Consider the following 13,106-nt stretch of genomic DNA (forward strand, 5'->3'; position numbering starts at 1 on the left):
GATGTCTCTTGTGGTTTTTTACGTTGTCTAGTTAACAAGTATTTTACCACAATGAGGCATCAACTTCTTTTAAATCATTAGGTTATTGTTATTTCCTCGTCTATTTTGAACCCCGAAACTTGAGTTACTAACACAAGATGGTTACGGCCTACTTAACTTCGGTATTAACTGGTATAGCAATGACGGTGATTGGACCGCAGCGCTACATTGGAAAAATATTACCGATGAAGAGTACTTAGTAGGTAACTATGCCTTCTTAGGTGAGCAAAATACTGATGGCAGCTATGCCCCAGGTTTAGGTGGTGATACTACATTGATTGGTTATTACGGTGACCCTGAAACCATTTCATTAACTATTGGTTATAGCTTCTAAAAAGCCTTTATCATCAAATATTAAAAAGAGCTGGTTTTTACCGGCTCTTTTTTTGATAATAAACTTTCTATAATTGTAAGTTCTTAATATGCTCGTTTTGTTGTTCGAAAATATTACGTTGTACTCGTACTTTTAATCACATAAAGGCTGCTGTAATGACCCAAGCAAAAGTAATCATCGCTGACGATCATCCCTTATTTCGCACCGCTTTAAAACAAGCGATTGTGGAGTGCATAGAAGATGATGAAACCCTTGAAGTTGATAATTTTCACGACTTACTTAAAGCTGTTAACGAAAATGACAGTTTAGAAATTGTTTTTCTTGATTTACATATGCCAGGAAACGACGGTTTTACAGGGTTAACGCAATTACAAAACCACTTTCCTGATATTGTGGTGATCATGGTATCGTCAGACGACAACTCTGAAACCATGCAAAAAGCGATTAACTTTGGTGCTGCGGCTTTTATTCCAAAATCGGCTGACTTAGCTACCATAGCAAAAGCCATCGATACCGTATTAGACGGTGGAATTTGGCTACCAGAACATATCGAGTTTAATGCTGACCAGCAAATCGACCTCGCTCATCAAAAACTCGCTAAACAGTTAAGCCAACTGACACCACAACAATACATAGTGCTAACCCAAATAGCTGATGGCCAATTAAATAAACAAATCGCTTATGATCTCGATATTAAAGAAACTACAGTCAAAAAGCATGTTTCTGCTATATTGTTAAAATTAGAAGTGAATAATCGCACACTAGCGGGTCTGGCTTATCAGCAATTAATGTTGAGCCCTTCACAACACTTAAACGTGTCTTAAAGGTAAACACGTGCTCAAATTAAATAAAATGATTTGATTGGATTTATGGTTTTGGCTGACTTGCTGACTATAAAATTAAATCATGCTCAATAGGTAATAACCTTAAAAAACAACTCTCATACTTACCTCTCAAAAGCGTTAAGTTGCTTTTCTTGCAAACAACGAGTGTTAGTATTAAATATACTGGTTTCAATGGTTAGTCTCTTATTGTGCTGACCACATTAACCTCTAAGTATTTAGTTAACCTAGGCTATGAATAACTAACCCGTTGACACGATGCAATTTCTGCCACGTTTCTTACCTATATAAAGTCGTTTATCAGCGATACAGACCAAGTCTTCAGCATTGTCAGCTTGTTCTGGTGCTACGGCAACACCAATAGTTAGCGTGATTTTTCGCGCTAACGCTGGCTTATGCGAGTCGGATAAAAGCGCTAATTTATCTCTGATCCTTTCAGCTAATTGCACAGCAGAATTAATATGAGTTCTAGGTAAAATCAAAGAGAACTCTTCACCACCATATCGACACGCTAAATCCATTTCTCTAATAGACTGAGTAATAACCGTCGCCAAAAATACGAGTATTCTATCGCCTTCTTGGTGACCAAAAACATCATTAATTGATTTGAAATTATCGACATCTATCATCAGCAAAGCGGTTTTATCACCATTAGCTTTTGCTTTATCTAACTCTCGCGGTAAGCTTTCATTTAAAAAACCTCTGTTATAAAGCCCGGTGAGGTGATCTTTATGAATTTCTTTACATAACAATTCGTATTTTTGACGATAAGTTAGAAAGGTAAAAATATCTTTAATTTCGGAGTCTTTACCATGAGAAACATATTCTCTTTTGCCAAAGTATTTTAGATAAAAGATCAACATTATCGAATAAAAAAGTCCAAAAAGTAACTTACCAATCATTGCTGAAATCAAAAACGTTAGATATTGATCTTGTTGAGAAATAATACCTGAGCCAGTGGTAAAAACGAGCGTATCAAAAATTAGCACTACTGCCATAGCACTGTAAATCCTTAAAAATAAATTGCTGATATGTCTTGAAAATAGCTCGTAAATGATAATGATCAATAAAACATCTGCTGTTAATGTTAGCGTTCCAGCGATGAGTATTCGAGGTGTAAAATTAAAAACTTGTAATGGAATATGGGATACTTGCTCACTTGGCAACCCTTGTATATGGCTACCAATTATCAGCAAAAATATTGTTAAAGTGATATTCGCAAAAACTAGTCCGTATATTAGTTTTCGAGCTTCAGCAACATCTTCTCTAATGTAGATCAAAAGCACGGCGAATAAGCTGGCATTAAAAAGTACTGCGGAACCTGGGCTGACAAATAAACCAGGAAAAATTTCGAAATATAGAAACGATGCAAGTACAGCTTGTAAGTATTGGAATGTGCCTAACGTTATATACAGAAGCGCAATACCAAATTTATGGCGCATGCTAAACAGAGTAACAATGATTATACCAACAAATAACGCTTCAGTTAGCATGTAAGAAAGTTGCAATATATGGGAAGCACCCATCAACATATATCCTTTATTAGCATAAGCGAAAATTCGATCTCAATTAAAGGTTATCAGTAAATCTCTCAACACTTTTAAATGGTAAAGTATTTACCATGCTAGGGAAAAACGCTGTATATCTTTTAAAAATAGACTCTATTATTAAAAGATTAAGTGAGTTGCTTTGTATATGCAAGTTATTGGACTAGTTAAGAAGTTGCTTCATCATACGTTTTAGCGCTAAAGATTTAACCGGTTTACGTAAAAATAAGCACTCAGCATCGCTTGTGTGTTGTCTAACGCTTTCTGACGGATCAGCAGAACAAATGATCACTGGCAATTGCCATTTTTGTATTTGTAGCATTTTTCGTACTAATTCAACGCCATTATTACCATGATCCAGATGATAATCTGCAATAATAATATCGGGCTTTATCTCACCATTAGCTAACTTTTGTTGGCATGACTCCTCATCAAAAGCCGTTAACACACTGCAGCCCCAATCGATAAGTTGTTTAGCCATAGCCGTTAACATTAATTGGTCATTATCTACCAATAACACAACAATGTTATTAAATGGTTTTTGTGCTGATGCTTCTGAAATAGTGTCGAGGTTTTTATTGCTTTTTTTACTGGCGTTGGCGTTTACTAACGCTGCTTCATTTGCATTGGCTCTAGGGATTTCAATACTAAAACATGTACCTTTGCCAAGTTGAGATTTGACTGAAATTTTTAATCCAAGTAAATTAGCTATACGTTCTGAAATGGCTAAACCTAATCCTAGCCCTGGTATTTCTCGGTTTTGTTCTAAACGCTCAAACTCACGAAATATAGCTTTTTGTTGCGCCAATGCAATACCCGGCCCGTTATCCCATACCTCTACACGTATCATGGTTTTTGTTCTTCGAATGCCGAGTAAAATTCGGTTACTGATGCCCGACTTTATACCTTGTTTGTCATTACAGTAATGTACTGCATTGGATAAAAAGTTTTGTATCACCCTTCTTAACATGCGTTTATCTGAGTGCACAACACATTGACTAAATTGATAAGAAAACCTAATATTGGCTTGCTCTGATAATGCTGTAAATTCATTCTTTAATGGGCTGAGTAAGTCATCTAAAGCGAAATGGCTTTTATCAATTTTTTCAGAGCTACTGTCTAATCGAGAAATTTCAACTAAGTCTGACAATAAGGCTTCGACAACATTAAGGGAGTCATCAATGTGCTCAGCAAGTGCGGTTAATTCTTCACCTTGTACTTTATTTTTTAACATTGAAGTAAATAAAGACAAGGCATTAAAAGGCTGCATTAAATCGTGGCTCGCCGCGGCTAAAAATCGACTTTTACTACTATAAGCCGCTTCGGCTTCAGACTTCGCTTTTTGCAATTCTTGGGTACGACTTTCAACACGTTTTTCGAGGTTTTCGTTAGCTTTTTGTAAAGCTTTTTCGGCTTCTATATGAGCAGTAATATCAGAAAAGGTACTGACGAAGCCACCGGCAGGCATCGACTGCCCCCTAATTTCTAAGACAATACCGTTAGGCATTTTACGCTGAAAAAGATGGCTATCGCCGTTTTTCATATGGGCGATTCGCTTAGTAATCATCTGATCAATATTATTAGCTCCGGAAATAATACCTCTTGCAATGTTGTGTCTCAATAAAGTTTCAACAGGTAAACCGGCTTGAACAAAGCCATCTGGGTAATCAAGTAATTGAATATACCGCTGATTCCATGCCACTAACCTCATATCTGCATCGACAACACTGATACCTTGCTCAATATTTTCAACACCTGACTGTAAAAGCTCACGATTAAAACGAAACATTTCATTCGCTTCATCAACAATACTAACCACGTCTTCAAGCGGCATTCTCTCGGAGGTAGACGCCGCCTTCATTACCATTCTTGTAGAGGCCGAGCCTAAAACACCTGAAAGCTGCAGGCGGGTATATTCAATTAAATTGATGGGTTGAACATCAAGACTGTTTTGATTGCTTTGATTTGACTTTGCAATTTTCAAAAACTCATCTGCTGAGCTTTTATCAATAAAGCGCATTAATAAGCTGTAGAGATCTTCCGTGCTTAAGTTTCGTTCATATTTTCGCTGACTTTTAGAGATAAAAATATCGGCTTGTAGTTTTTCACCAACACTGCGATGTGTTAGCAGTGAAACAACCACAAAGCAGACAATATTACTGATTAAACTATAGAAAACTCCATGGCTGGTTAAGTCTAAAAAGTCGACACCAAACAATGCAGTAGGCTTTAACCAACTGATACCAAACACGCCATTTTGTACCCAAGATAAGTTGGGCGCAATAATCGGTAGTAATAAGGTAAAAAACCACATAACACTACCAACAATTAATCCTGTCAATGCCCCTTTACCATTGGCTTTTCGCCAATATAAAGCGCCGATAATTGCGGGGGCAAATTGCGAAAGTAAAACGAAGGAGAGCAAGCCAATACTGGCTAAATGACTTTGCTGATTAATGCTACGTTCAAAAGCAAAAGCGAATAACAAAATTGCGGTAATAGTAAGGCGGCGTTGTTTTAATAATAAGCCTGAAAACTGCGGTGCGCCTTCCTTGCTAAAATATTTAAATTTCAACGTTAAGGGTGTTATTACTTCGGTTGAAATCATTGTGCTCAAAACAATAGCCGACACAATGACCATACTCGTTGCTGCCGCTAAGCCGCCAATATATACCACAACACCTAACCACGCTTGTTGAAAAAACAATGGCAGCGTTAATACATAGGTATCGGCGTCTACACTGCCGCCAGGAAAAGTGATCAAGCCGGCAATGGCAATGGGTAAAACAAAAATATTAATTAAAATAAAATACAATGGGAATAGCCAGCGAGCCGTTTTTAACTCTTGTGGATGATGGTTTTCAATCATCATCATATGAAATTGCTGCGGCAGAACGAAAATAGTAATGGCACCTAAAAGTGCATGAGCAACACTCAAATAAACAGAGTTTGTCTCAGTAAATAATTGCTTAGTTTGTTGCTGGGCAGCGAGATCGGCAAAACCATCAAAAACAAAAAACGTCGCAAAAATTCCCACGGCCGTTAGCGCCAACAATTTAACCACAGAACTAAAAGCAATCGCTAATACTAAGCCTTGATTCTGCTTACTGGCAGCAATCTGGCGAGTACCAAAAAAAATACTAAAAACAATTAAAACAATAGTAACGACAAATGCGGTACTAATGCCGGATTGAAACGTGCCAGTGAGTAAATCAAAGCTGGTGCTAATGGCGCGTAATTGCAAGGCAATATATGGCACAGTACCAATCAAAGCGATCAAAGCAACGGTAATGGCTATTTTTGGCGAACGGTCGTATCTAAAGGCAATAAAATCAGCGATTGAGGTTAAGTTTTGTCGCTTGATAATGTTCAGCATTTTCATCAACATTGGCCATGCAAATACCAAACACATGATAGTGCCAATATACAAAGGTGCAAGCCAAGCACCTGTGGTAGCTGCTTGCCCTACCGTGCCGTAAAAAGCCCACGATGTACAACTTACCGCTAATGAAAAACTATAAACCCAGGGTTTACAGCGCCATTGTTCAGATGATTGATTCTGACCTTTATAAGCCACCAAAAAAAGTAGGCATAAATAACCAATAGAAAGAACGGTGATTAACCATGTATCAATAGAAAGCCAAGCTAACAAATTTATTCCTTTGTTTTAAAGATGCTATACCTAGCATAGAGGCATGTAGTGCTAGCATATCATTTGTGCTATTGAGTTATAGTGCACTAAGGTAGTACTTATTTCCCCAACATCCTCAGGTAACCTAGCTATTCATTGTTGTTTTGTATAAAAGTTATCATAGATGAAAATTACTAACAAATATTTAGTCGAAGCTATTGTTTTCTTTAGTTATGTATTATTTGCCATGGCTTGGGTTGGCGGCACCGCGAGTATGCAAAGTATTATGCTTTCGCTTGACGTACATAGCCTAGCATCAGCAAGTTTTATCAGTGGTGCAGTTACCCTAGCTAAAATTGTTGGCACTTTCATTGCGGCTTGGATAGCGATAAAACTGGGCATTAAATATGCGTTTTTTGTTTCCAGCTTACTCATCACGATAGGTCTACTTACGCCATACGCACCAAATTACGAATTATTGTTATTAAGCCGCTTTTTGATGGGTCTTGGTGGCGCATTTATGGTGGTATATTTTAATCCAATCGTTTTACAATTTTTTAAAGCGGAAGAGCGCTCTACTATTAATGGTATTAACGCCGTAGCCTTTAATATTGGTACCGCGGTTATATTGTGGCAAATGGGTACGATTAATGATCTAACCGGGGGATGGCAAAACAGCTTAGCCTGGTTCTCAGTTATCAGCTTAATTGTTGCCCTGCTTTGGCTTTTAGTTAAATTTGAAGAGCCGGATACATCAACACAAAATATCAACGATTTACCCGCAGTTTACAGCTATAAAGAAGGTTTGAAAGACCGCTTCAATTGGGTTTACGGCCTAGCGTACTCTGGTATTCTGGCGTTCTACATTTGCTTGTTCACTTTTTACCCTAAGGCGGGCATAGTGCAAAGTAAATGGGTCATTGGTTTCGGTATTATCGGGACTATATTTGGTATTATTTATGCCAAGAAAATCCCGTTACGCATACCCGTTATTCGTTGGTCTGGCTTTGTCGTTATTATCAGTACCGGCATATTTTCATTTAGTGAAATTTATTGGCTACAAACCTTTGCAGCCATGGTATTAGGTTTTTTTATCTTCTTACCCGTGACTGCATTAGTGTCTATTCCACACGAATTACCAAAAATGACTTCGCCGCGTATCACCATTGTATTTAGTATGTTTTACTCAATTAGCTATATAATTTCGACACTTATTTTATGGATATTCGGCAGTTTGGTTGATATTAACCAAGGTGATTTTACTTGGTCGTTTATTTTAATCACCGCACTCAGTTCGACCTTATTTATTGGTAGCTATTTTTTACCAGAATCTGGCCAACAAAAAAATATAAAAGTAGGAAGTTAATATGCGAGGTACTGTATCAAAAAATTTAGCTCCATTACTCAAGCAGGTTAACGAGGGTCTTGAGCAAGCAAAAGCATCGGGTGCCGCTTTTGAGCCTAGTATTATCAGGCAGAACTTAGAGAACTTAAGCGCTTATATGATCCCAGGTCCAGAAATCTCCTTGATTAAAAATACATTTATTATGGTCGCTGAACATCAAGTTGCAGTACGCATTTATCATCCTAATCCAGAGCAACCTTTACCTGTTTTATTGCACTTTCATGGCGGTGGTCACATGTGCGGTAGCATTGATTTATACGACCCTATTAGCCGAGAACTTGCTATTGCCGCTAATGCGATAGTTGTTTGTATAGATTATCGTTTAGCACCTGAACACCCTTATCCTGCTGGCATAGAAGACTGTCAGTATCTATTGGAAAACTACCAAAACTTATTAAAAGATTATCGATTTAGCGCTACACTTTATATTGCAGGTGATAGTGCGGGTGGCGCAATTTGCACCAGCTTGGTCACTAACAATATAAATAATCCTGACATTAATATTGATAAACAAATACTAATGTACCCAAGTGTTGATTACTCCATGAGTAGCCCATCAATTGTTGAAAATGGCGAAGGTTTTTTACTTGAATCCGACAAAATACGTTGGTATTTTCAGCAGTATTTCAATATCGATAATATCGATGTAAACACCAACGAAGCCACAGCCGCCTTAATCAAAAAAGCATCGCCTTTACTAGCTGATTTTGATAGTAGAATGCCTAAAACATTAGTGATAACGGCAGGTTGTGATCCGTTGCGAGATGAGGGGGCCTTGTATGCCGAAAAAGCACAACAAGCAGGTGTATGTGTTGAACATTACCAATTTGATGAATTAATACATGCTTATATGTTGTTGTCAAAACTGGTGCCTGAGCAATACCATCAAACCTATATGATGATTGAAAAGTTTATTAAGGCTAAGTAACGCTTTTGTTTGAATACGTTATATAGAACAGAAGCTACGACTAGTAAATAATTAAACTAACTTCCTATGGGCTCCTTGTTATAAAAGGTAGCCCTTTTTTTTATTTGAAATTTTAGCTTGGTAAAATAATTACTGTGCTGTCCACGCACCATCCATAGGCAAGGCAGAGCCTGTGATACTTCTGGCACTGTCACTACACAAAAACAAAATAAACTCACCGATTTGCTCTGGTGCCATCATTTCTGGCAAGGGTTGCTTAGCCGTAACAAGTTGGTATTTAGCATCATCAAAGGGAATATTTTGCTTTTTGGCGATCGCTGAAATTTGATCGTTAATTAGCGGGGTATCAACCCAGCCAGGGCAAATAGCATTGACGGTAATGCCTTGCTCTGCGCACTCTAAAGCGAGCACTTTTGTTAAGCCCACTAAGCCATGTTTCGCAGCACAATACGCGGACTTATTTACTGACCCGACTAAACCATGCACAGAAGCAACATTAATAATTCTGCCCCAGCCGTTTTGTTTCATTTTTGGCAGTGAGTATTGAATGGCATGAAATGCCGCAGATAAGTTAATCGCAAGAATAGCATTCCATTTTTCTAACGGAAAATTTTCAGCTGATTCGGTATGCTGTATACCGGCATTATTAATTAAAATATCAACACTGCCCATTTGCTCAATAGCGTTTTTTATTAAACGTTCGATGCTCTGAACATTCATTAAATCAGCATTGTCAAAAATGGCATTGATACCATATTGAACGGAAAATTCACTCGCTAGTTCTTCGCCTTCATGGGTTGGCATTAATCCGTGTAAAACAAGGTTAATTCCCTGCGCGGCAAGCACATGGGCTGTTGCTAGGCCAATACCGCTTGTTGAGCCCGTAATTAGGGCTACTTTTTGGTTAAGCATAAGGTTTCCTTATTATATATCAGTTATATAAATTTATGCTCAAGGTTACCTTACTTTAGCGCGTTAATAATTGGTCCCTTAGTACCATGCATGACAAAGGGAAAATATTAACGCGCGCTTATTATGGTTTGACAGGAATGATTGATAGGAATGGTTTGATAGGTATTGATTTAGCTTTATTACTGCAAATCTCTACGCTAAAGTTCTAAATCAAAAACCACATCAATTGTTGCTGAAAAAACAATATTTTCTTGTAAATAACGCCCAGGTTTTGCCGCGCTATCTGCCATACTCGATCTCATTTTATAAGCTTCGTTATTAGCACCATATCTATGATGACTTTGATTTGAACTAGCATTAATACTATATATTGCACCTAACTCAGCATCAAAAGCGTTCGCTAACGATTTACCTTTGCTTTTTGCACTATTAACAGCAAGTGCATTTACTTCTTGTTGTAATTTCTTTTCATCAGAGGATTTTAATTCAATATTTCTAATCGCATTAATTTTTACTGATAAAGCAAAATCCATAAAGGCATTCAGTTTATCAATATCGTTTAATGTTACTTTTAATGTTCTGCGTGCAATATAACCCTCAATTTTATCTTGTTCACCACGGCTATAGGTTCGACGTATTTCCGTTGAAATATTTGAAGCCGAGACGCTGTCTTCATCAACACCAAAATCAGCTAAACCATCCAGTAAGTTATTCACCCGCTGATCTACTTCTTTTTTTGCATCCAAACTGGTTATTTGTTCGCTTTCAACATTTAAATGTATAACGGCAATATCTGGCATTGCCATTAATTCAGCCGAGCCTGTTACCGAAATATGACGATGAGTCGGCAAACTATTATTGGCAAAAGTAAAAGCGGAAAAGCTAAGCAATAAAATACAAGTAAATAATTTCATATAATGTCCTTTTTAAAATCAATTTATATTACATCTTTATACAACAGGTTAATGGCTCCACTAGTGAACCATTAAAGTGAGTAACAGAATAACAATGCTATTAAAATCTGCGATATTTGTGTTATTTCAATCACCACAGCCAGCTATAGCTCAATAGCTGAGCTTAAGTACTATGTCACAAGTTTAACGGCTAGGTGATTAAAATATTAGTTAATAATTGTAACGAGAACGTAGCTTAATACACGTTAACTGAATAGTAGCTGAACGAATGTAATATTGATTTTACAAGTAAATATAAGCAATCTGAAATTAAAATAATATTTCCCTCGATTTGTCGCTTTAAATCCATTATCGTGCCCCTTTTTAGCGCCAAATAACCTCGTTATTGTAGTAATTTATAGGCAACTCATGCTCCAAACTCTTTTAGAAAACAAATCCTTAGTTACCCTTGTATTAGCTATCGTTATTATCACCGCCAAGTTAGTCGTTACTCGCTTTATAAAAAGTCGTGCTAAAAAGAAGAAAATAGACAAACGTTTTACCGTCAATTTTTTAAATAATATTTTTAACTTTGCGCTAATTGTTGTCTTATTTAATATTTGGTCGGTTGAAATTCAAAAGTTTGCCTTTTCAATTGCTGCTTTTGTTGTTGCTATCGTATTAGCAACAAGGGAATTTATTCAATGTTTTATCGGTTTTATTTATGTGGTTTCTAATCGTCCATTTCGGGTTGGTGATTGGATCCAAGTGGGCAACTATTGTGGTGAAGTAAACTCGATTGATTGGATTAATTTAACGTTACTAGAAGTCAATATCAGTAATTATCAATTTACCGGTAAAACTCTTTACTTACCAAATAACCAACTGATAACCACCCCGATTAAAAACTTAAACTTCCTTAAACGTTATGCTGTGCACCATTTCACGCTAACCCGAGATGGCAGCGTAAATCCGTTTGATTTTATTGATGCTATGAAGGTTAAAGCCAACGGCTATTGTGCAGATTTTAGTGATGTTGCTGAAAGATATAACCAAGTTATTGAGCATAGATTAGATATAAAGATTGCTGGTCCTGAGCCTCACATTGAAGTTGCCACATCTGAACTTGGGGACACTCAAATTATTTTCACCATTTTTTGCCCAACCGAGCGAGTAATGGAAATTGAAAACAAACTCACCGCTGATTTTATGAATTTTTGGTTTAGCGCTAAGCAGCATAAATAAACAAATTTAGCGCTATTAAATATCAAGCTTTAAACCTAGTATTTTAAGGTTTAAAGCAAGTTAAACCCTACATAAGCGTTGATTTTACTTTTTATTTACAAATTAACTGGTTAGACTTAAGCGTTTTTCAAAATCGGTTGTTTACATGCTTCTTCGCTTTATCACACTTTTTTCTATCTTATCTACATTCACTGTTAATGCCGCTCAACTTGATAGCTTTAATGAAAAGTTATCAAAGAGCATTGCCAATGAGTTAATAAAACAAAGTATTCCAGGAGCAGCTTATACCGTTGTTAGAAACAACAAGATCATTGCGATGGAAAATTTTGGTTATACCGACAAGACCAATAAAAGCAAGGTGGATAACAACACGGTTTTCCGCCTAGCATCTGTATCAAAACCTTTTGCTGCAACAATTGCCATTATGTTAGCGCAAGAAAAAAAACTCAATTTGTCTGATCCCATCACAAAGTTTTTACCTAATTTTGCTTTGGCTACTAAAGGTGCCGCAGACAAAATTCAATTAAAACACTTGCTCAGCCATTCCAGCGGTTTAATGCCTAATGCTTACGATAACTTATTGCATGAAAACTGGAATATGGCAAAAATAATTAGCCGTTTTGACCGCGTCACCCCTATTTGTCGACCTGCTAAGTGTTACGGTTATCAAAATATTGCTTACGGCTTTTTACAACCTGCAATAGAGGCAGTGACCAAAAAAAGTTATGCTAGTTTGTTGCAAGAACGAATTTTTTCCCCTTTAAAAATGGACAATGCTTCTGTAGGCATAGACGTATTTTTAACGCAGAACAATACCGCTAAACCTCATATTTTAAGAAAAAGGGTAAAAACTGGGCAGAAAACACGTGCGGGAAAAGACATTAGACGCTATATATGGCGTACGGTAGATGTTGAGCCTGACTACTACAAGGTTGCGCCAGCAGCTGGTGTAAACGCAAGTATTACTGATTTAGCTAAATGGCTAATCGCCAATTTAGGTAATAACCCCGAAGTGCTTTCGCCTGCGCTACTCACAGAACTCACTATACCCCGTATTAGAACCAAAAAAGATTTACGTCGTCGATATTGGCGTGAACACCTGAGCGATGCCCACTACGGTTATGGCTGGCGTATTTATCAGTTTGAAGGTCATCCAATCATTTACCACTCAGGTTGGGTTGCTGGTTATCGTGCTGACATAGGTTACTCACCAACACTGGATATAGGTTTTGCCATTTTAATCAACGCAGAATCAAACGTTATCAATAAAATATCCAGCCAATTTTGGGTACAAGCTCATGAGTTATACCTTAGTAATAATAAACGCTAA

General features: G+C 37.2%; 9 protein-coding genes and 1 pseudogene. 6 read left to right on the forward strand and 4 right to left on the reverse strand.

Translation table 11 applies throughout. The features are described from left to right. Positions 1–124: 124 nt before the first annotated feature. A pseudogene (locus H4J50_RS19635) lies at positions 125–373 on the forward strand (ligand-gated channel protein); the annotation flags it as partial. Positions 374–528: 155 nt separating this feature from the next. Further along, complete coding sequence (locus H4J50_RS08945; protein ID WP_182255821.1) at positions 529–1,197, forward strand: response regulator transcription factor; 669 nt, start codon at positions 529–531, stop codon at positions 1,195–1,197. 260 nt (positions 1,198–1,457) lie between these two features. Here the strand turns inward: H4J50_RS08945 and H4J50_RS08950 are convergent, their stop codons facing one another. Beyond that, positions 1,458–2,741: a diguanylate cyclase gene (locus tag H4J50_RS08950; protein ID WP_182255823.1), complete on the reverse strand. Its 1,284-nt coding sequence runs from the start codon at positions 2,739–2,741 to the stop codon at positions 1,458–1,460. Between the two features lie 184 nt (positions 2,742–2,925). Further along, positions 2,926–6,414, reverse strand: coding sequence for a PAS domain-containing hybrid sensor histidine kinase/response regulator (locus H4J50_RS08955; RefSeq protein ID WP_182255825.1), 3,489 nt, complete (start codon positions 6,412–6,414; stop codon positions 2,926–2,928). Between the two features lie 163 nt (positions 6,415–6,577). Between H4J50_RS08955 and H4J50_RS08960 the strand changes: the two genes are divergently transcribed. Then, positions 6,578–7,759 carry an MFS transporter gene (locus tag H4J50_RS08960; RefSeq protein WP_182255827.1) on the forward strand — a complete coding sequence of 394 codons (1,182 nt, stop codon included), beginning with the start codon at positions 6,578–6,580 and terminating at the stop codon, positions 7,757–7,759. Position 7,760: 1 nt separating this feature from the next. Beyond that, on the forward strand, positions 7,761–8,726 hold the full coding sequence (locus tag H4J50_RS08965; RefSeq protein ID WP_182255829.1) for an alpha/beta hydrolase: 966 nt from the start codon (positions 7,761–7,763) through the stop codon (positions 8,724–8,726). A gap of 129 nt (positions 8,727–8,855) precedes the next feature. On the opposite strand, the gene H4J50_RS08970 is transcribed toward H4J50_RS08965, so the two are convergent. Continuing rightward, entirely contained in the window at positions 8,856–9,638 is a 783-nt protein-coding gene (locus H4J50_RS08970) for a 3-hydroxybutyrate dehydrogenase (protein WP_108456835.1), read from the reverse strand. A 197-nt stretch (positions 9,639–9,835) separates the two neighbouring features. Further along, positions 9,836–10,552, reverse strand: coding sequence for an SIMPL domain-containing protein (locus H4J50_RS08975; RefSeq protein WP_182255831.1), 717 nt, complete (start codon positions 10,550–10,552; stop codon positions 9,836–9,838). Positions 10,553–10,960: 408 nt separating this feature from the next. Between H4J50_RS08975 and H4J50_RS08980 the strand changes: the two genes are divergently transcribed. Further along, positions 10,961–11,776: a mechanosensitive ion channel family protein gene (locus tag H4J50_RS08980; protein ID WP_182255833.1), complete on the forward strand. Its 816-nt coding sequence runs from the start codon at positions 10,961–10,963 to the stop codon at positions 11,774–11,776. Positions 11,777–11,921: 145 nt separating this feature from the next. Beyond that, a complete protein-coding gene (locus H4J50_RS08985; protein WP_182255834.1) occupies positions 11,922–13,106 on the forward strand; it encodes a serine hydrolase in 1,185 nt (394 codons plus the stop codon).

The organism is Colwellia sp. 6M3 (assembly GCF_014077595.1).
Taxonomy (GTDB): Bacteria; Pseudomonadota; Gammaproteobacteria; order Enterobacterales; family Alteromonadaceae; genus Cognaticolwellia.